The organism is Actinomadura sp. NPDC047616 (assembly GCF_040642915.1).
Lineage (GTDB): Bacteria > Actinomycetota > Actinomycetes > Streptosporangiales > Streptosporangiaceae > Spirillospora > Spirillospora miaoliensis.
Map to the genome: position 1 here is coordinate 170,489 of NZ_JBEYTB010000006.1, position 19,269 is coordinate 189,757.

Here is a 19,269-nt window from a genome sequence, read left to right on the forward strand (position 1 = left end):
CCCGAGGTATACACCGAGTGAATAGCAGTGCTGGCCAGACGTTTCCCCTGCTCACGTGCCTTCGGGAACTGGGGCTAGAAAATAATCGAGCGCCTGATTATTTTATGAAGCGTTGGACCACACAGGCGTGGAGGACGTCATGGCAGAGCGGGACACGGGAACCGGGACGAGAGCGGAGACAGGAGGTGGCGCCGGGGGATCGCACGGGGCGCACGACCGGAGGAGGCCGATCGCCGTCATCGTGGTGACGACGCTGATCGGGATGTTGTTCGCCTGGTCGTTCCTGGGCGCGCTGCACCGTCCGGAACCGCGCGACGTGCCGGTCGCGGTCGTCGTCCAGGGCGACGCCGCCGCGGTCGCGAAGGCGATGCGGCAGCGCACGGAGGGCGCGTTCGAGCCGAAGACCTACCGCGACGAGGGGGCGGCGCGGCAGGCGCTGCTGGAGCGCGAGGTGGACGCGGTGTTCGTCCCCGGGCCCGGCGGCAACAGGCTGCTCATCGCGTCCGCGTCCGGGCGGATGTCCAGCTCCATCCTCACCCAGGGCTTCCAGGCCGTCAGCCAGGCGAGCGGGCGGCGGCTCACGGTGGAGGACCTGCGGCCGTTGCCGCGTGACGACGGCAACGGCATCTCCTCGATGTTCTTCGTCATCACGCTCACCATCCCCGCCATCGCGCTGGCGATCCTGCTGGCGGTGGCCGCGCCCTGGCTGCCCGCGTGGCCGCGGCTGGCGGCGGTCACCGCCGGGGCAGTGGTGCTGGGCGGCGCCAACGCCTGGGTGGCGGCCGGGCTGACCGGCTCGCTCACCGGCGCCCCCTGGGAGCTGTGGGGGATCGGCGCGGTGCTGGCGTTCGTGATCAGCAGTGTCACGGCGGGCGCGCTGCGCCTGATCGGCCCGCCCGGAGCGGCGCTGACGGCACTGCTGTTCGTGCCGATCGGGGTCCCGGCCGGCGGCGGGCCGATCGGCCCGCACTTCGTCCCCGAGTGGTACGGGGCGATCGGGCGGTTGCTCCCGGCCGCGGCGGGCATCGACATCACCCGCAACACCGTCTACTTCGACGGCAACGCGGTCGGCGGTCCGTACCTGGTGCTGGCGGTGTGGGGGCTGCTGGGCATCGTGCTCCTCGCGGTCCCGGCCGCGCGGCGGCGAGGTTTGGGCGCGGCGGCGTCCCCGGCGTTGAGCCACTGACGCTCCCTGGACGGACGGCCGCCCGGCGCCGCGTCACCGGCCGCGGCCGCCGGGCCCGTCACCGCACGGCCGGCGCCGGGCGCGTGCTTGGATACGGGGGGAGGTTACGGAACTGTGGCGACGATGAGCGGACCGGCCCGCCGCGGGCCGGGACGTCCCCCCAAGTCCGAGGCCGGGGACACCAAGGCGGCGCTGGTGGAGGCGGCGCTGCGGCTGTTCGCGCAGAAGGGGTTCGCGGGCACCTCGATCCGGGCGATCGCCCGCGAGGTGGGGCTGAGCGAGAGCGTGCTCTACGCGCACTTCCCCAGCAAGCGGGCCATCTTCGAGGCCGCCCTCGGCCGGCTGGGGCCGCAGGGGGTGGCCGGCGTGCTGGCCGACATCGACCCCGCGCTGGCCGACCGGGACCCGCCCGGGTTCGTCCGCGAACTGGTCCGGCGGGTCGTGGACAGGTGGGACACCCCTGACGGCCGCCTGCTGACCAGCCTGATGGTCCGTGACGGGCTGGTGCACGACCCGGCGATGGCCGCGAACCTCGACGACGCGATGGAGCGGGTGGCCGCCTTCTTCACCCGGTGGATCCGCGCCGGGGCCGTCTCCGCCGACCTCGGCGCCCCGTTCGACCTGGCGTACGCGCTGCTCGCCCCGGTCGGGCAGGCCCGGGTCCTGTGGCTGCACGCCGACGCCACGTCCGAGCAGCGCGCGACGGCCAGGGAACGCGCCGCCCGGCACACCGAACTGTTCGTCCGCGCCGTCTTCGGCCGCCCCGATCCGCACTGACCAGGCCGACGGCCCGGTAAGGCCGGGGCGCGGAGCGCACCCGGCCTCACCGCGAGGATCTCACCTGCCGGTTCCGTGCGTCGGCCGCCAGGGACGCAGCCGCGGCCACCACGCCGGGACGGCGCGCTTGTAGGCGTCGTACTGAGCACCGAACCGGCGGGCCAGACTCGGTTCTTCGTACCAGCGAACGAACGCCGCGGGCACGGCCCAGACCAGTACGGCGTAGGCGAGCAGCACGGGCCGCCACAGGAGCAGGGACTGCCCCAGGATGATGGCCAGGATCGCCACGTACATGGGGTTCCGGACGTACCTGTAGAGCCCGGTCAACCGTCCACCTTCTCCATCTCGGCGTGCCGTACGGGGTCGGGCGTGCCGGCGGGGACCTCTTCCGGGCCCTCGGGTTCCGCGGCGGGGGTGAGCTGTCCGGAGAGGACCTTCCGGGCGCGGTCCAGGTCCAGGGCGTTGCTCCACTTGGCGACGAAGAGGGTGGCGACCGCGTTGCCGTAGAAGTTGACCAGGGCGCGGCACTCGGACATGAACTTGTCGATGCCGAAGATGAGCATGATCCCGGCGGCCGGGACGGTGCCGACGGTGGAGAGGGTCGCGGTGAGGGCGATGAACCCGCCGCCCGCGACGCCGGCCGCTCCCTTGGAGGTCAGCAGCATCACCGCGAGCAGCCCGAGCTGCTGGCCGACGGTCAGGGGCGTGTCGGTGGCCTGGGCGATGTACAGGGTGGCCAGGGACAGGTAGATGGCGGCGCCGTCGAGGTTGAAGCTGTAGCCGGTCGGCACCACCAGGCCCACGGTCGTGCGGTCGGCGCCCATGAACGTCAGCTTGCGCATGAGGCCGGGCAGGGCGGGCTCGGCGGTGGAGGTGCCCAGGATGAGGAAGAACTCCTCCTTGAGGTAGCGGAAGAGCTGGAAGATGTTCAGCCGGACGTACGCCGCGAGCACGCCGCCCAGCACGATGACGACGAACAGGATCGAGGTCGCGTAGAACAGCGCGATCAGTGAGCCGAGGCTGGTGAGGGTGGACAGGCCGAACTTGCCGATGGCGTAGGCCATGGCGCCGAAGGCGCCCAGCGGGGCGGCCTTCATCACCAGGCCCAGGACCTTGAACACGACCTCGGTCAGCCGCCTGACCCCGTCGATGATGGGCTCGCCCACCGGGCCGACGGACTTCAGGGCGATGCCGAACAGCACGGCGAGGAAGATGACCTGGAGGATGTCGCCCTCGACGAACGCGCCGAAGAAGCTGTCGGGGACCAGGCCGGTGAGGAACTCCCACCAGTGCTGGGACTCGCCCGTCCTGATGTACTGCTGTGCCGTCTCGGTGGTGGTGATCTTCGCGGGGTCGGCGTGCACGCCCTCCCCGAGCCGGAAGATGTTGATCGCCACGAGCCCGGTGAGCAGGGCGATGATGGTGCCCACCTGGAAGTAGCCGAGCGCCTTGAGCCCGGTCACGCCGACCTTCTTCAGGTCCGCCACGCCGCCGATGCCACCGATGATCGTCAGGAAGACGATGGGGCCGATGAGCATCTTCATCGCGGTGATGAAGGTCGTCCCGATCGGTTCCATGGCCTGGCCGAGGTCCGGCCACCGCCAGCCGAGCACGATGCCGATGACGATCGCGATCAGGACGTGCACGTACAGCTGCCGGTACCAGGGCCCGGACGTGCGGCGCGGCACGTGGGCGGCGTTCTCGGGCTGGCTCATCAGACCTCCTGGAGGGGGTGGCGACCGGGACGAATACCGTTCGGTCCGAGCAGGGGGTGGACGGTGCGCCCACGGTGACCGCTGTCACAGCCATTCGTCAAAGACCGGCTTCCTACGCCCCCTATAGGTTGCGCCTATGAGTCGCCCGCTCCGAGGAGGCACGATGGACGCTCGACAGCTCGAATACTTCCTGGCCATCGTCGACCACGGCGGGTTCGGCCGCGCCGCCGAGCACCTGCTGATCGCGCAGCCCTCGCTGTCGCAGGCCATCGCGCAGCTGGAGCGCGAGCTCGGCGTCCTGCTGTTCCACCGGACCGGCCGCGGGGTCGTGGTCAGCGACGCCGGGCGCGAGCTGGCCGGCCACGCCCGCCAGGTGATGCGGGACCTCAGCACCGCCCGCGCCGCGATGGAGTCGATGAAGGGGCTGCGGCGGGGCCGGGTCGAGCTGGTGACCATGCCGTCGCCCGGCATCGAGCCGCTGGGCGCGCTGACCCGCGCGTTCAGCGAACGCCATCCGGGCATCACCCTGAGCGCCGAGGCGGCCTTCACCCCCGACGAGGTCGCGCAGAAGGTGCGCGACGGCTCCTGCGAGCTCGGGCTCGTCGGGTCGGCCGAGTGGACGGCGCCGCCCGGGCTGGACGTGCTGCCGCTCGGGGACCAGGCGTTCATCCTGGTGGGCGCGGCCGGCGGGCCCTTCCCGGCCGGTGATCCCGTGCCGCGGACGGCGCTGGCGGGCGCGCGGATGATCGTGTCGCCGCGCGGCAGCCGCATGCGTCAGATCGTCGACGAGATCATGGCCTCCGGCACCGACCTGCACATCGTCGCCGAGGTCGCCCACCGCACCTCGATCCTGCCGCTGGTGCTGCGCGAGGTGGGCCTGGCGGTGCTGCCCGCCGCCTGGGCGCCGCTCGCGCGCAGCGCCGGAGCGCGCGTGGCCACGCTGGACCCGCCGGCGTTCCTGCGGATCTCCCTGCTCAGCCGCTCCGCGCCGCTGAGCCCGGCGGCTGCGGCCTTCCTCGGCACCGCCCGCGCGTACACGCCGCCGGACGCCGGCCTATTGCCCGAGCTTGAGGCATAGGCAACGCCTATCGGCGGCATCGGCAGCCGGTCTTGGACGGGTACGGCCGCGCCGCGTTTCACTCGACGCGTCCCTTTCCGCGTCGGCGCGAGCCCGACGATCCCCCTTCGAGGAGTGCCAGTGACGTCCCAGCACACGTTCCGGATCGCCGCCATCCCCGCCGACGGTGTGGGCGCCGAGGTCGTCGCCGCGGGCCGCGCCGTCCTGGACGCGCTCGCCGCCGCCTCGCACGGCGCGTTCGCCTTCGAGTGGACCGAGTTCCCCTGGGGATGCGACCACTACGCACGCACCGGCCGGATGATGGACGAGGACGGCCTGGAGACCCTGAAGGACTTCGACGCGATCTACTTCGGCGCCGTCGGCTGGCCGAGCGTGCCCGACCACATCAGCCTGTGGGGCCTGCGGCTGAAGATCTGCCAGGGCTTCGACCAGTGGGCCAACGTGCGTCCGGTCCACTTCCTCCCCGGCGTGGTCAGCCCGCTGCGCAAGGCCGACCACACCGAACTCGACTGGGTGGTCGTCCGCGAGAACAGCGAGGGCGAGTACTCCGGCCTCGGTGGCCGGAACCTGTCCGCCCGCGGCCCGGGCAGCGAGGTGGCGGTCCAGTCGGCGTTGTTCACCGAGGCCGGGTGCGAGCGCATCATCCGGTTCGCCTTCGACCTCGCCCGCACCCGCGCCCGCCGCAAGGTCTCCAGCGTCACCAAGAGCAACGCCCAGCAGTACGGGATGGTGCTGTGGGACGAGGTGTTCGCCCGGGTCGCGGTCGACTACCCGGACGTCGAGACCGAGAGCGTGCTGGTCGACGCGATGTCCGCCAAGTTCGTCCTGCGCCCCGAGGACCTGTCGGTGGTCGTGGCGTCCAACCTGCACGCCGACATCCTGTCCGACCTGGGCAGCGCCATGGCCGGCAGCCTCGGCCTCGCCACCAGCGCCAACCTCAACCCCGAGCGCCGCTTCCCCAGCATGTTCGAGCCGGTGCACGGATCCGCCCCCGACATCGCCGGTCAGGGCGTGGCCAACCCCATCGGGGCCATCGGCAGCGCCGCCCTCATGCTCGACCACCTGGGCCTCCCGGACGAGGCGGCCCGTCTCAACAGGGCGATCGAGGCCACCACCGCGGCGGGCGTCCTCACCCCCGACCTGGGCGGCGGCGCCAAGACCGCCGAGGTCACCGCGGCGGTCATCGACCACCTCTCGTAGGGGCGTCCTGCCCAGCCGCCGCCCGAGCGCGCGACCGGGCCTACCGGTTGATGGCGCCCAGATCGACGCGCAACTGGCTGCCGGTGATGTACTTGCCCTCGTCGGAGGCCAGGAAGGCGACCATGTTGGCGATGTCCTCCGGTTCGACCGCCTCGTAGGGCAGCGTCGACATGTAGATGGGGCCGAGGTTGGGGGACGCGTCCAGGAGCCCCTGCATGGACCCGTCGTTCATGCCGGTCCGCACGCCGTGCGGGTGGATCGTGTTGACCCTGATGTCGTGCTCGCCCAGCTCGTTGGCGAGGACCTTGGCCAGGCCGACGACGCCGTGCTTGGAGCTGGCGTAGTGGGCGAGGAACGGCAGCCCCTTCAGGCCGGCCACCGAGCTGGTGATGATGATCGAGCCGCCCTGGCCCTGTTCGATGAGCGTCGGCACCGTGGCCTTGACCGTCTTCCACACCCCCGTGAGGTTGATGTCGACGACGTCGTCCCACTGCTCTTCGGTCAGCTCCCAGGTGCGGCCGTAGTTCACGATGCCGGCGTTGGCCACCACGATGTCGAGCCGGCCGAGCTGGGCGACGCCCTCGGAGATCGCCGCCTGCAGTTCGTCCAGCCTGCGCACGTCCGCCTTGCGGGCCACGATCCGCCGCCCCTGCTCCCGCACGAGCTTGACGGTCTCGTCCAGGTCGGCCTGCGTCGCCGGGGAGTACGAGACGTGCGGGCTGGGCGTGTCGAGGAGGTCGATCGCGATGATGTCCGCGCCCTCGGCGGCGAGCCGGACGGCCTCCGCGCGGCCCTGGCCCCGTGCGGCGCCGGTGATGAAAGCGACCTTGCCCGTCAAACGTCCCATGGATGCCTCCACGTTGGCCGGAGCTGTCCGGACCGGCGATCCAGGGCGGACGTCCGCGGGGGACAGAAGACTCCCCTGGAACGTCGGACCGATGATGATCAACACTCTAATGGCACTGGGTGTCAAAAAACCAGGTCGGGTTCACCGGGATATTCGGGCGAGCCCCGTGCGCGTTCGACGCGCCTCGGGCGGGCCGCCGCCGCGGGTCACGCCTCGGCGCGCGGCCCGAGCAGGGCGATCGAGGACTGGACCGCGACCTCGGTGAAGTCGCGGACGCGGCCGCCGTCCTCGACGGTGGTCGCGGTCAGCTCGCGCAGGCCGCCGAGCAGCATGATGACGACCTGCCGCGACACCGGGCCGACGCCCGCGGCGCGCCACTCCTCGGTGTCGCAGAACGTCTGGATCACCGAGACGAACGCCTCCATCACCTCGCGTTGCAGGCGGCGCGCGGCGTCGCCGAGGGACGGCACGTCCCGGATCCAGCTCAGCATGATCGCCGGTTCCGACTCGACGCAGGCGATCCAGGCCTCGATCGCCTGCCGGACCTGGGTCGTCCAGGGGGCGGTCTGGTCGACGGCGGCGGAGACGCGGCGGATCATCTCGGCGTTGGCGGCGGTGAGGAGCACGATGAAGCACTCCTCCTTGCTCGTGAAGTGCTCGTAGAAGGTGCGCCGCGAGGTGCGCGCGCGGCGCACGATGTCGGCGACCGTGGTGCCGCGGTAGCCCTTCTCCGCGATGGACGCGGCGAGCCCGTCGAGCAGCCGCTGCCGGAACCCGCCGGTGTCGTCGGCGGCGGCCGGCACCGCCTCTCGATCATGCAGGGACCGCACAGTCGTCACGCTATACCTCCCGTCGCTGCTCGCCTTGAAGGAGATGGTACGTCGGCGTACCGTGCCTGGTACGGTCTCGTACCACGCCGAGAGGGGTGCTCCTCCATGACGACCGTGACGCTTCCCCCGGGCCCTCCGACCCCGCGCTTCCTGCAGGGCGCGTTCGCGCTGACCAGCCGGGCGCGGGCGATGCGCAGGCTGCACGCCCGCTACGGGGACGCCTTCACCGTCAACGTGCCCATCTTCGGCCGGGCCGTGGTCATCAGCGACGCCGCCGAGATCAAGCAGCTGTTCACGGCCGGTCCCGACCTCGTCGAGAACCTGGAGCCCAATCTCGGCCGGGTGCTCGGCCCCGGCTCGCTGTTCGCCCTGACGGGGGAGGAGCACCACCGGCAGCGCAAGCTGCTCGTCCCGCCCTTCCACGGCCGCCGGCTCGCGGCCTACGAGAAGATCATCGAAGAGGAGACCGTGCGGGAGCTGGCGTCCTGGCCGCAGGCCCGGCCGTTCGCCACGCTGCCGTCGATGATGCGGATCACGCTGAACGCCATCCTGCGCGCGGTGTTCGGCGCCGAGGGCGCCGAGCTGGCCGAACTGCGCGCGCTGCTGCCGCCGTGGGTCGCCTACGGCTCCCGGCTGGCCGTGCTGCCGGTCCCGCGGACCGACCTCGGGCGGTGGAGCCCGTGGGGCCGGTTCCTGATCGCCCGCCGCCGGTACGACGCGATCGTCGACCGGCTGATCGACAAGGCGGCGGCGGAGGACCTCGACGGACGCGACGACGTCCTGGCGCTGCTGCTGCGCAGCCGCTACGACGACGGCTCGCCGATGAGCCGCGGCCAGATCGCCGACCAGCTGCTCACCCTGCTCACCGCCGGGCACGAGACGACCGCGACGACCCTCGCCTGGGCGGTCGAACGGCTCCGCCGCCACCCCGAGGTGCTGCGCGACCTCGTCGCGGAGGTGGACGCGGGCGGCGGCGCGCTGCGCGAGGCGACGATCACCGAGGTGCAGCGCACCCGTCCCGTCATCGACGTCGTGGGACGCAAGGTGCTGGCCGACGGCTTCCGGCTCGGACGGTGGACGCTGCCGAAGGGCTACACGGTGCTGGTCGGCATCTCCCTGATCCACGAGGACGAGTCGCTGTTCCCCGACGCCCGCGCCTTCGACCCGTCCCGCTTCCTGGACGCCCGGCCGGACCTGTACGAGTGGATCCCGTTCGGCGGCGGCAGGCGGCGCTGCATCGGCGCGGCGTTCGCGACCATGGAGATGAACGTCGTCCTGCGCACCATGCTGCGCGACTTCACCCTGATACCGACGGTCGCGCCGGACGAGCGACGGCACTCGCGGGGAATCGCCAACGCCCCGGCCAAGGGCGGCCAGGCGGTCGTACGCCGGCGCGGGCCCCGGACGGTGCCGTCGACCACGGCCACCGCCACCGGCGGAGCGCGGTGAAGACCGAGCACGTCGACGACGGCACGATCCGCTTCTCCCACCGCCCCCAACGTCCCGGGGCATGGGGGGCGCGATGGCCGCCCGGGTGGAGATCGGCGACACTCGACTGGTCGGCGCCGTCCCGGCGGCGCCACCGCCTGGATGAGAGGTGCCCGTGAGCGACGCGTCACCGCTGTGGAACCCCCTCCACCTGGAACGACTGGACGGCGATCTGTTCGTCGCCGCCCCGCGCGGCCCCGGACGAAGGCGGCTCTTCGGCGGCCAGGTCGTGGCGCAGGCCCTCCGCGTGGCGGGCCTCACCATCGACGGCCCCAGGCCCGTGCACTCCCTGCACGCCTACTTCATCCGGCCCGGCCTCCCGGCGGAGCCCGTGCGGTTCGAGGTGACCAGGACACGGGACGGACGCGCGTTCTCCACCCGGAGCGTGACCGCCCGCCAGGAAGGCAAGCCGATCTTCGAAATGATCGCCTCCTTCCACGACCCCGAACCCGGCGAGGACTGGCAGGCGCCCACCCCGCCGTCCGTGCCGCCCCCGCGCGACCTGCGCCCGGTGCGGTTGCCCCTGCTGTTCGGCGACGACCAGCCGGTCGACATCCGCCCGGTCACCGCGCCGCGCCCCGGCGTTTTCCCGGTGTCGCATCCCTTCTGGATGCGGGTGACCATGCCGGTCGGCCCGGACACCGCGTCGCACGCGTGCCTGCTCGCGTACCTGTCGGACATCGCCGTCGTACGCGCGGCCCGCGCCCCCGGCCCGGAGACGCGCCACGGCCTGCGGGTCAGCCTCGACCACTCGATCTGGTTCCACCGCCCGCCACGCGTCGACCAGTGGCTCCTGTACTCGATGCGCCCCGTCGCCCACGTCGGCAGCCGCGGCCTGGCCCAGGGCTCGATACGGACCGTCGACGGCACGGTCGTCGCCTCCGTCGCCCAGGAGGCCCTGCTACGCCCCGCTTCCGGGCCTCCGTGACCTCCGCGCGGCGGGTTGGGCGAGGAAGCCGAGCAGCGCGGTGTTGACTTCGGCGGGGCTTCCCTGCTGCGTCCAGTGGCCGCAGCCGGGCAACGTCACCTGGGCGTACAGCGGGAGCGCGGGGCATGCCCGCGGGGAAGTATCGGCGGGACGCTCAGCCCGGCCACCCGGCGACGTGCAACCGAACCTCGGTTCGGGGCACCGCCGACCGTTCGGACTCCTCGCGAGCCCCGACGTCCGCGGCGTTCCCGGCGGCCCTTCGGACATTCTTGACATGTCGCTCTATCTACGCGACTCTCGCCGCCACGGGCCATGTGGAGGAGAGTGAGCGACGGTGGAGTGGACCGGGGCGCGGTACGCGGACAGGCCGACCGTCGAGGCGGACACATGGGTCGACGCCCCGCCCGAGCGGGTCTGGACCTTCGTGTCGGACGTCGAGCTGATGCCGAGCATGAGCACCGAACTGCAGTCGGTGCGCTGGCTGGACGACGCCTCGGGCCCCGCCCTCGGCGCCCGCTTCGTCGGCCGCAACAGGCACGAGGCCGTCGGTGAATGGGAGACCACCTCGCACATCGTGGAGTTCGAGCCGCCTCGGGTGTTCGCCTGGGCGGTGGAGAACCCGGAGCATCCGGTCGCGACCTGGCGGTTCACCCTCCGGCCGCAGGCCGGCGGTACGCAGTTGAGCCAGTGGATGCAGTTGGGCCCCGCCCGCTCCAACCTGTCCGTGCTGATCGACCGGATGCCCGAGCAGGAACAGCAGATCGTCCTCGTCCGGATGCGCCAGCTCAAGGAGAGCATCACCGCCACCCTGGCCGAGATCAAACAACGCGCCGAGACCCCCGGCCGGACGGAAGCCTGACCCCACCCACCTCACCGCCCGCGGCTGCGTCGGAAAGCCCTCCATAGCGGCGTATCGCTCGCCGCCGGGACATCGTCCGGCGACCACGGCCGCTGCCGCGACCCCCTCGGCACCGTCGTGGATGGGCCCTGTGGCCTGCGCCATGCCGTGGAGCGTGCTGCTCACCAGCTCCAGCCGGGCATCGGCGTCGGCGGCGTCCAGCCGATCCACGAAGTCGGCCGCGTAGTCGCTGTCGAACGGCCCCGTGCCCCACGTGCCCACCGTTGTTCCTCTCTCATGGGGGACGTGCGCGGAAGTATCGCACCCGCGGCCAGGGGGCAGGCCCACCGCGCCGTCGCCGATCACGACCCCCGTGCCGTCGGCGCCGTACCGGGAAGTCGCTCGTCTGGTGACGCTCCTGGTTCTCGTTGACGGTGTCCCCGTCGTTCGGGGGGAACGGCAGTACCTCCCAGGTCACGATCGCCGCGCATAACGTGGTCGGTATGGATGTCCGAGCCGAGATACGCGAGTTCCTCAGCTCCCGCCGGGCGCGCATCACCCCGGAGCAGGCGGGCCTGGCCGTCTACGGCGGCGTCCGCCGCGTCAAGGGGCTGCGCCGGGAGGAGACCGCGATGCTCGCCGGAGTCAGCGTCGACTACTACGTGCGCATGGAGCGCGGAAACCTCACCGGGGTGTCCGACAGCGTGCTCGAAGGCGTCGCCCGCGCCCTCCAGCTCGACGAGGCCGAGCGGGACCACCTGTACGCGCTCGCCCGCAAGGCGAACGCGAGCCCCGTCTCCCGCCGCCGACGTCCGGCCGCGCCGCGCGTACGTCCCCCCATGCGGCGCATCCTCGACGCGATCACCGACGCTCCCGCCTGGGTGCGCAACGGCCGTTACGATCTCCTGGCCGCGAACCGGATGGCCCGCGCCCTGTACGCCCCCATGTTCGCCGACCCCCGGCGGCCGGCGAACAGCGCGCGGTTCGTCTACCTCGACCCGGCGTCCAGGGACTTCTTCGTCGACTGGGACCGCTCGGCCGACGACATCGCCGCCGTCCTGCGCCTGGAGGCGGGCAGGAACCCGCACGACAAGGCCCTCATGGAGCTGATCGGCGAGCTGTCCACCCGCAGCGAGGTGTTCCGGCAGCGCTGGGCGACGCACAACGTCCGCTTCCACCGCACCGGCAGCAAGAGGCTGCACCACCCCGTCGTCGGCGACCTGGAGCTGGACTTCGAGGCCATGGAGTTCCCCTCCGACCCCGGCCTCACCCTGATCGTCTACACCGCCGCCCCCGAGTCACCGACCGCGGACGGCCTGCGCCTGCTGGCGAGCTGGGCGGCGACCCAGGACGACCTCGCCCCCGAACGGGCGAGCGCCGAGCCGAACCCCGACTGACGCGATCGGCCCAGGCCCCGCCCGGCCCGGCTCGGCTCGGCCGCGTGCCGTCCCAAGCCCGCCGCCCAGTGGTCGCACCAGTTCAGAGCCCTACTGATGGGTGCCGCCGTGCCCGTTGCGATCGGGAACCGGGTGACCGTCGGCAGTCACGAACTCGATGAGCACGGGAGCGATCCTCTTGGGGGCCATGACCACGGCACCGTGGTTGAGGCCCGGCAGGGTGCGGTGCCGGCAGTCGGTCAGGATCCCGGCCAGGGCCCGTGCGGCGTCGTGGAACCCGGCCGGGCTCTTGCCGCCGGTCAGGACGAGCGTCGGCGCGGTCACCCTCGACCACGGTTCGGCGTCCAGCGGCTCACCCCGCTGCGTGTCGCCCATCACCGCGATGTCGTAGGGCAGCGTGTGCGCCATGGCCTTGAGCTTCGACCACGGCCCCGGGACGAGCCGCATCATGGTCACCATGAACGCGGGCATGCCCTGGGCCTCGGTCATGAAGTACTTGACCGCCTCACCCCGGCGCCCCCTGGCGAGCAGGGAGGTGACGTTCCGGGCGAAGTCCGCGGGCGGCCCGAAGCCGTCGTGGCCGACCACGAAGGGCGGCTCGTACAGCGCCAGCCGCTCGACGTTCACACCCGCGGCCGCGGCGCGCAGCGCCAGGACGGCCCCGGACGAACTGCCGAAGAGCGACGCCGAACCGCCCGCGTGGTCGATCAGTGCGGCGATGTCCTCGATCTCTCGCTCGACCGCGTAGTCCGCCGCGTCGCCGCTGGCGCCCCGGCCCCGCCGGTCGTAGTTGATCACGGTGAAGTGCGGCGCGAGGAGCCGGGCCAGCTTGGCGGTGTCGGACCGGTCGGCCAGTGCCGACGCCACGAGGATGATCGCGGGCCCGGTGCCCGAGCGCTCGAAGGCGATGGCGGTGCCGTCCCGGGAGATGACCGTCGCCTGCCGGCTGTTCATTGTCATGAGAGCTGCTCCGTGTCAGGTGTTCTGTCGCGTTCCTGACCATGTGACGGAGCCTCCGCGGAAAAGGAATCGGTCGCGCGGCGAGAGATCGCGATCAGTGCGGCCCCCGCGGCCCGGCGTTACGCAGGGAACGCAACGGCAGGCCGACCACGGCACAGCACCGCGCTCGCCCCGTGCCAGGCGGCCGGCTCGTAGACCCGGTCCTCGCCGACGGCCAGGACGACCACGCGCCACCGGAGCTGCACGGTCATGACAGGACCAGCGACAGGCCGAACGCGGCGAAGTGGCGTGGTGCGAACGAGGTGATCGCGGTGATCCGGCCGTCGTCGACACGGAGCACGTCCAGTACCTGCGCGCGGTACGCCCCGGCCAGGCTCCTGGTCTCCTCCGCCGTGGGGTGCTGGACGTAATGCGCCACGGCGGGCTGGAGGTTGGCGCGGGTGACCACACCGCGCCAGCCCCCGTGGTACCACTCCGACGCCTGGTCGAAGACCTGTGCGGTGAGGGTGAGCAACGGGTCCCGCCCGACCAGCCAGGCTGGATACGGCGGCATCGTCACCTGCACGTCCTCGGCCAGCAGCCCGGCCAGGGCGTCGAGATCGGCCTGCTGGTGGGCCTGGACGTAGCGTCGCAGCAGCGCCTGCTCCCGCGCGTCCGGCTCCCTCGCCCTGGACCAGTCGTCCCGGCGCGGCGGCAGATGGTCCTTGAGCGTCGCCCGTGCCCGCTGCAGGGCGCTCTTGACCGACGCCACGCTCGTCCCCAGCAGGGCGGCCGTCTCCCCGGCCGGCCAGCCCAGCACGTCCCTGGTGATCAGCACGGCCCGCTGCCGGGCGGGCAGCCGCTGGATCGCCACCAGGAAGGCGAGCTCGATCGTCTCCCGCGCGACCGCCGCGGCCGCCGGATCCTCCGCGGTGTCCGGGGCCAGCACGTGATCGGGGACGGGCTCCAGCCAGGCCACCTCGAACGGGGGCTCCGCCTCCGGCCCGACCAGCGGCGGCACCTGATAGGGCCGCGCCCGCCGCCCGTCGCGGTCGATGAGATCGAGGCACGCATTCGTCGCGATCTTGTACAACCAGGCCCTGAACGTCGACCGGCCCGCGAAGGTCTCCCGCCGCCGCCACGCCTTCAGGAAGGTCTCCTGGACGATGTCGTCGGCGTCGTCGTAGGAGCCCAGCATGCGATAGCAGTGCACGCGCAGCTCCCACCGATGCCGTTCGGCCAGCTCCCCGAACGCCCGCTCGTCACCGGCCAGCGCCGCCGACAGCCCGCTGTCCTCGACCATCGCCCTCCCCGCCCGTCGCCGCCGCTCCGTCCGTACAGACTGCCGAACCGGCGCAAACGTATCGGGCGACCGCCGCCACGCCGAACCGGTTCGCCGTCTGAACCCGGCTCGAACCGAGTGTCGGACTGTATAGCCCTTCGGCCTCGCCGCCTCCGGCACGGGGCCGCACCCCGCGTCACAGGGAGGAGAGCCAGCCGATCAGAATCTCATTGACCTCCGTGGGGCGCTCCTGCTGGATCCAGTGGCCGCAGCCGTTGAGTATGTGCGAGGAGACCAGGCCCGGCAGGGTGGTGGGGTAGGCCGCGATGGCGTCGGCCATCCAGGTGGTGGAGGCGTCCAGCGCGCCGCCGATGAACAGGGACGGCTGGGTGACGGGGGCACCGTCGAAGTCGGCGAGGTCCGCCCAGTCCCGGTCCATGTTCCGGTAACGGTTCAGCGCCCCGGTCATGCCGGTCCGTTCGAACTCCGCGGCGTAGACGTCGAGGCCATCCTCGCCGAGCCAGGCCGGCAGCGGACCGGCCGGGAAACGGTCCCGCAACGTCCCGCCCTTGGAGACGAAGTGCGGGTCCGGGGCGTCGGCGGGCGGCATGGTGTCGGCCGACAGGGCGGCGTAGAAGCCGGCGAGCCAGCCGCGGACGTCCGGTTCGATCTCGGCCTCGGCCCGGCCGGGCTCCTGGAAGTAGCTGACGTAGAACTCGTCCTCACCGCCCATCCGCGCGAAGATCTCGCTGGGCCGCGGCCCGCCGCGCGGGGCGTAGGGCACGCTCAGCAGCCCCACCGCGCGGAAGACGTCGGGCCTCACTAGCGCGGAGTTCGCGGCGATGGTCGCGCCCCAGTCGTGACCCACGATCACCGCCGTCCGCTCGCCCAGGGAGCGCACCACGGCCACGTTGTCCTCGACCAGTTCCAGCATCCGGTAGGCGGCCACGTCCTCGGGCTTGGACGACCGGCCGTACCCACGGACGTCGACGGCGACGGCCCGGTAACCGGCAGCGGCCAGCACCGGCAACTGGTGGCGCCACGAGTACCACGACTCAGGGAACCCGTGCACCAGCAGCACCAGCGGCCCGGAGCCCTGCTCCACCAGGTGGACACGACCAGCAGAAGACGACACCAGGCGATGCGTGACCGCCATGGCAGGACCAGACTGAGACATCAATCCCCCCAACTCCCGATCCGCGTGCGCCCAGTGCAGCCACGTCCGGATGGGCCGTACCGCCGATCATCCGCCGCCCACCAAGGCCACCGCCAACCCCGTTGCCAATCCTGCAAAACCCGATCGGCGACGCGCCCATGACCTGGCCGTATGCCTGCCCTCAACACGCCGACCCCCGGAGTTCAGCCGCCCGCTCTACCCGGAAAACACCGCCATAACGGCACGCCGCTGCGGGGCCGGCGGCCACATGACCGATGACAACCGGAACATGCGCGTGCGAGGGCGCGCCCACGGCGACCGACGGCGACCGACCACTCCCCATGCCAGGCGTCGTCTGCCGCGCGTCGCCAGCGCGGGTCACCGCCGGTTCAACCGGTCGAAGGGCGTCCTCCTGGCTGCCGTCCGTCACTTCTCCGCCGAGTGCTTCAACCCCGCCGCCAGACCCCGCCGAGGCGCAAGCGTCGCAAGCCGACCCCACGCGAGCTGATCGCCCCGCAGGCCACGGACGGACAGGGGGCCATCGAGCGACAACGTTGCTTCTGGGGCGACGCGGAAGTCCAGAATGATCCCGGCCAAGAGCACCACCAGGAGCCACAGCAAATCCCAGTACCGCGGTCCCGATTTGGGTAGCGGAGCGACCATATCCCGTGCACGCTTCTGGCGGGGTGACCGCTTCCTTATCAGTTCGATCCGCCCCAAGGTCATCGTGACGCAAACCGGCTCCGACCTGCCGCTGAACGCTGATCACGTTCGGCGTCGATCTGGTCTCAGGGCGGCGGCGTGGGGTTTTGTGGGATCGTGGTCGCGAGGGCGGAGGCCGCGAGTGCGGCAGGTCGGGGCTTGGGGAGGCGAGGACCGCGCTGGATCAGCACCGCGAGTGTCACGATCCAGATCGCCAGCAGCACCAGCACAGCGATCGGCCACCAGGAACGGGGACGGGGGATTCCGCTCACGTTCTCGCCCTACAGCCAGCCGCTCTTGCGGAGCTTGACGTACACGATGACGCAGGCGACGACCATCACGGCCAGGACGATCGGGTAGCCGAACAACCAGCGCAGCTCGGGCATGTAGTCGAAGTTCATCCCGTAGAACCCGGCGATCATCGTGGGTATCGCGATGATCGCCGCCCATGAGGAGATCTTGCGGACGTCCTCGTTCTGCCGCTTGCCCAGCAGCGCCAGATGGGCGGTCAGCACGCTGGTGAGCAGCTCGTTGTGGGCGTCGACCTGCCCGTCGACCCGCAGCAGGTGGTCCAGGACGTCGCGGAAGTACTCCCGGGCCCCGCCGACCAGCTCGACCCGGCCTTTGGTGATCTCCTCCAGCACCGGGATCAGCGGGCCCTCGGCGTTGCGGAACTCCAGCACCTCCCGCTTGAGGAGGTAGATGTCCTCGGTGACGTCCCTGGCCTGGGGGTTGAAGACGGCGCGCTCCAGCTCGATGATGTCGTTCTCGACCTCTTGGGCGATGACGCCGTAGCGGTCGACGACCTCGTCGCACACCGCGTACAGCACCGCCGCCGGACCCGTCCCCAGCAGCTCGGGGTCGGCCTCGATGCGCCTGCGCACCGGCGCCAGGGGGTTGGCCGCGCCGTGCCGGACGCTGACCACGAAGTCCCCGCCGAGGAAGAGCATGATCTCTCCGACCTCGATGTCGGAGGTGGCGTCGCGGTAGTCCAGCGTCTTGAGCACCACGAAGACCGTGTCGTCGTAGCGCTCCAGCTTGGGCCGCTGATGGGCGTTGACCGCGTCCTCCACCGCCAGGGGGTGGAGTTTCAGCTCCTCCTCGATGAGGCCGAACTCCTCGGCCGTCGGCTCGTGCAGCCCGATCCACACGAAGCAGTCACGGTCGTCCGCACGGGCCTCGTCGAAGGCGTCGCTGATGTCGCCATCGATGTCCCGCCGCCGCCCGGCGTGGTAGATGGCCTTGTCCACAATCACGGGATGACATTGTGGTCGATCGACCCGATCCGTGCCTCACCTTGACCGATCCGCCCTCCGAAGGGGGTGCGCCCCTGCCGTCACCGCTCGACGGCGAGTCACAGCCAGTCACGGCGTTTGAAGATCAGGTAGAGGGTCGCGCAGGTCCCCGCCATCAGCGCCAACGCCAACGGGTATCCGATGGTCCAGTGCAGCTCGGGGATGTGCTGGAAGTTCATCCCGTACACCGTCCCGATCAGGGTGGGCGCGAACAGGATCGCCGCCCAGGCCGAGATCTTCTTGATCTCCTCGTTCTGGGCGTAGCTGGCCTGGGTGAGGTGTTTCATCTCCTCGTTCTGGGCCTGGGAGACCAGGGTGGCGTTGACCGTCAGGATGTCGCCCAGCATCTGCCGGAACCCGGTGACCCGCTCCACCACCGTGGTGGCGTGGTCGGCCACGTCCCGCAGATACCGCTGCAGTTCCTCGTCGGTGCCGTACTTGTCGAACCCGGCCATCAGCCCCTCCAGCATCCCCAGCAGCGGGCGGGTGGCGCGCTGGAACTCGATCACCTCGCGCGACAGCTCGTAGATGCGGCGTGACACCTTCGGGTCGCCGCGGAAGACCTCGGTCTCGATCTCGTCGATGTCGTTCTGCAGCCCGGCCACCACGGGTGCGTATCCGTCGACCACCGCGTCCAGGATCGCGTACAGGACCGCCTCGGTGCCGCGTTTGAGCAGTTCCGGATCGTCCTCCACACGCTGCCGCACCACGGCCAGGTCGGGCGCCTCGCTGTGCCGGACGGTGAGCACGAAATTGGGGCCAAGGAAGACGTGCAGCTCGCCGAAGTCGACTTCCTCGGACTCGTCCAGGTACCGGGCCGAGCGCAGCACCACGAACAGGGTGTCCCCGTAGCGTTCCAGCTTGGGACGCTGGTGGGCGACGATGGCGTCCTCCAAGGCCAGCTCGTGCAGCCCGAACTCCTCGGCCAGCGACCGCAGCTGCGACTCGGCCGGGCGGTACAGCCCGATCCACGCCATGGCTCCGTCGGTGTCGCGCAGCCGCTTGAGCGTGTCGGCCAGCGAAGGGGGAGTGTCGATGCGCCGCCCGTCGCGGTAGATGGCGTTGTCGATGACGCGGCTGTCCATCGCCGTCTCGGGCGAGGCGCCCCGGGGGTCCATCGACCGCTCCGGCGCCACCATCTGATCGCCATCCGGCCCGCGCCCGTAGGACTGGCCGCGCTTGTGCGGACGCAACGGACGCAACCGCCGCTCAGCCATCGCCAAGACCTCCACACCATCTGCCCGAGAACGAATCACAGGCCGGTGCCAGACCGAAGAAGGCCACGAAGCTGCCCATACTCGGCGAAGAACACCACGGGGTCCCAGCCTGTCGCTCCGGCCCATCCCAATCCGGGCATTCAGCCGGTCCTTGGAGCACGCTATCCCAAACCCGCTCCTAACCCTCAACTCCTGGGCGTCGTCACCGTAAAGGCTTCATGTCGCCCACGGACGTCGTGGCAGGGGGCGCTGGAGAAGATCAACGCTTCCTGCGAATGCGACCCGACCGGCGAGCGCTCAGCGCCGCTGCATGTGGAACAAGACCTGGTCGCGGTCGGAGGCGATGACCGAACCAGGCGGCGCCGGCCGGCGCGGAACGAGCAGTGCCGGTCGT

Annotated in this window: 19 protein-coding genes and 1 pseudogene; 8 read left to right on the forward strand and 12 right to left on the reverse strand. The window is 71.4% G+C overall.

From position 1 onward, the window contains the following. Positions 1-139: 139 nt before the first annotated feature. Together ABZ801_RS16530 and ABZ801_RS16535 are read left to right on the forward strand one after the other, a co-directional pair. The gene (locus ABZ801_RS16530) at positions 140-1,186 is read left to right on the forward strand and encodes a hypothetical protein (RefSeq protein WP_360698463.1); all 1,047 of its coding nucleotides are present in this window, start codon (positions 140-142) and stop codon (positions 1,184-1,186) included. A gap of 123 nt (positions 1,187-1,309) precedes the next feature. Continuing rightward, the gene (locus ABZ801_RS16535; protein ID WP_360698465.1) at positions 1,310-1,963 is read left to right on the forward strand and encodes a helix-turn-helix domain-containing protein; all 654 of its coding nucleotides are present in this window, start codon (positions 1,310-1,312) and stop codon (positions 1,961-1,963) included. Positions 1,964-2,023: 60 nt separating this feature from the next. Here ABZ801_RS16535 and ABZ801_RS16540 read toward each other — a convergent pair whose 3' ends face one another. Next, a complete protein-coding gene (locus ABZ801_RS16540; RefSeq protein WP_360698467.1) occupies positions 2,024-2,290 on the reverse strand; it encodes an isoprenylcysteine carboxylmethyltransferase family protein in 267 nt (88 codons plus the stop codon). Beyond that, a complete protein-coding gene (gene dctA, locus ABZ801_RS16545; protein WP_360698469.1) occupies positions 2,287-3,678 on the reverse strand; it encodes a C4-dicarboxylate transporter DctA in 1,392 nt (463 codons plus the stop codon). Before dctA ends, ABZ801_RS16540 begins: the two co-directional genes overlap by 4 nt. Positions 3,679-3,841: 163 nt before the next feature. On the opposite strand from dctA, the gene ABZ801_RS16550 reads away from it, so the two are divergent. Both ABZ801_RS16550 and ABZ801_RS16555 read left to right on the forward strand, forming a co-directional pair. Beyond that, complete coding sequence (locus ABZ801_RS16550) at positions 3,842-4,756, forward strand: LysR substrate-binding domain-containing protein (protein ID WP_360698471.1); 915 nt, start codon at positions 3,842-3,844, stop codon at positions 4,754-4,756. Between the two features lie 120 nt (positions 4,757-4,876). Continuing rightward, entirely contained in the window at positions 4,877-5,956 is a 1,080-nt protein-coding gene (locus tag ABZ801_RS16555) for a tartrate dehydrogenase (protein WP_360698473.1), read from the forward strand. Between the two features lie 40 nt (positions 5,957-5,996). Here the strand turns inward: ABZ801_RS16555 and ABZ801_RS16560 are convergent, their stop codons facing one another. Together ABZ801_RS16560 and ABZ801_RS16565 are read right to left on the reverse strand one after the other, a co-directional pair. After that, positions 5,997-6,803: a mycofactocin-coupled SDR family oxidoreductase gene (locus tag ABZ801_RS16560; RefSeq protein WP_360698475.1), complete on the reverse strand. Its 807-nt coding sequence runs from the start codon at positions 6,801-6,803 to the stop codon at positions 5,997-5,999. A 206-nt stretch (positions 6,804-7,009) separates the two neighbouring features. After that, positions 7,010-7,642 (reverse strand): TetR/AcrR family transcriptional regulator, encoded by a 633-nt coding sequence (locus tag ABZ801_RS16565; RefSeq protein ID WP_360698477.1) that lies wholly within the window; start codon positions 7,640-7,642, stop codon positions 7,010-7,012. 96 nt (positions 7,643-7,738) lie between these two features. Here ABZ801_RS16565 and ABZ801_RS16570 point away from each other — a divergent pair, with 96 nt between their 5' ends. The 3 genes from ABZ801_RS16570 to ABZ801_RS16580 all read left to right on the forward strand — a co-directional run bounded on the left by ABZ801_RS16570 (position 7,739) and on the right by ABZ801_RS16580 (position 10,908). Further along, complete coding sequence (locus tag ABZ801_RS16570) at positions 7,739-9,082, forward strand: cytochrome P450 (RefSeq protein WP_360698479.1); 1,344 nt, start codon at positions 7,739-7,741, stop codon at positions 9,080-9,082. A 154-nt stretch (positions 9,083-9,236) separates the two neighbouring features. Then, complete coding sequence (locus tag ABZ801_RS16575; protein WP_360698481.1) at positions 9,237-10,049, forward strand: acyl-CoA thioesterase domain-containing protein; 813 nt, start codon at positions 9,237-9,239, stop codon at positions 10,047-10,049. 334 nt (positions 10,050-10,383) lie between these two features. After that, positions 10,384-10,908, forward strand: coding sequence for an SRPBCC family protein (locus ABZ801_RS16580; protein WP_360698483.1), 525 nt, complete (start codon positions 10,384-10,386; stop codon positions 10,906-10,908). 57 nt (positions 10,909-10,965) lie between these two features. On the opposite strand, the pseudogene ABZ801_RS16585 reads toward ABZ801_RS16580, so the two are convergent. Further along, a pseudogene (locus tag ABZ801_RS16585) lies at positions 10,966-11,253 on the reverse strand (DUF4259 domain-containing protein); the annotation flags it as partial. A gap of 137 nt (positions 11,254-11,390) precedes the next feature. Here ABZ801_RS16585 and ABZ801_RS16590 point away from each other — a divergent pair. Then, positions 11,391-12,284 carry a helix-turn-helix transcriptional regulator gene (locus ABZ801_RS16590; protein WP_360698485.1) on the forward strand — a complete coding sequence of 298 codons (894 nt, stop codon included), beginning with the start codon at positions 11,391-11,393 and terminating at the stop codon, positions 12,282-12,284. Positions 12,285-12,374: 90 nt separating this feature from the next. Here ABZ801_RS16590 and ABZ801_RS16595 read toward each other — a convergent pair whose 3' ends face one another. The 7 genes from ABZ801_RS16595 to ABZ801_RS16625 all read right to left on the reverse strand — a co-directional run bounded on the left by ABZ801_RS16595 (position 12,375) and on the right by ABZ801_RS16625 (position 18,875). After that, positions 12,375-13,244: an alpha/beta hydrolase gene (locus tag ABZ801_RS16595; protein WP_360698487.1), complete on the reverse strand. Its 870-nt coding sequence runs from the start codon at positions 13,242-13,244 to the stop codon at positions 12,375-12,377. A 119-nt stretch (positions 13,245-13,363) separates the two neighbouring features. Then, positions 13,364-13,495: a hypothetical protein gene (locus ABZ801_RS16600; RefSeq protein ID WP_360698489.1), complete on the reverse strand. Its 132-nt coding sequence runs from the start codon at positions 13,493-13,495 to the stop codon at positions 13,364-13,366. Next, entirely contained in the window at positions 13,492-14,526 is a 1,035-nt protein-coding gene (locus ABZ801_RS16605; protein ID WP_360698491.1) for an RNA polymerase subunit sigma-70, read from the reverse strand. The genes ABZ801_RS16600 and ABZ801_RS16605 overlap by 4 nt, the downstream gene beginning before the upstream one ends. A gap of 175 nt (positions 14,527-14,701) precedes the next feature. Then, on the reverse strand, positions 14,702-15,661 hold the full coding sequence (locus tag ABZ801_RS16610; protein ID WP_360698493.1) for an alpha/beta hydrolase: 960 nt from the start codon (positions 15,659-15,661) through the stop codon (positions 14,702-14,704). 788 nt (positions 15,662-16,449) lie between these two features. Beyond that, positions 16,450-16,635 carry a hypothetical protein gene (locus tag ABZ801_RS16615; RefSeq protein WP_360698495.1) on the reverse strand — a complete coding sequence of 62 codons (186 nt, stop codon included), beginning with the start codon at positions 16,633-16,635 and terminating at the stop codon, positions 16,450-16,452. A 9-nt stretch (positions 16,636-16,644) separates the two neighbouring features. Further along, the gene (corA, locus tag ABZ801_RS16620) at positions 16,645-17,619 is read right to left on the reverse strand and encodes a magnesium/cobalt transporter CorA (RefSeq protein WP_344949015.1); all 975 of its coding nucleotides are present in this window, start codon (positions 17,617-17,619) and stop codon (positions 16,645-16,647) included. Positions 17,620-17,717: 98 nt separating this feature from the next. Beyond that, positions 17,718-18,875 (reverse strand): magnesium and cobalt transport protein CorA, encoded by a 1,158-nt coding sequence (locus ABZ801_RS16625; RefSeq protein WP_344949016.1) that lies wholly within the window; start codon positions 18,873-18,875, stop codon positions 17,718-17,720. Between the last annotated feature and the right edge of the window lie 394 nt (positions 18,876-19,269).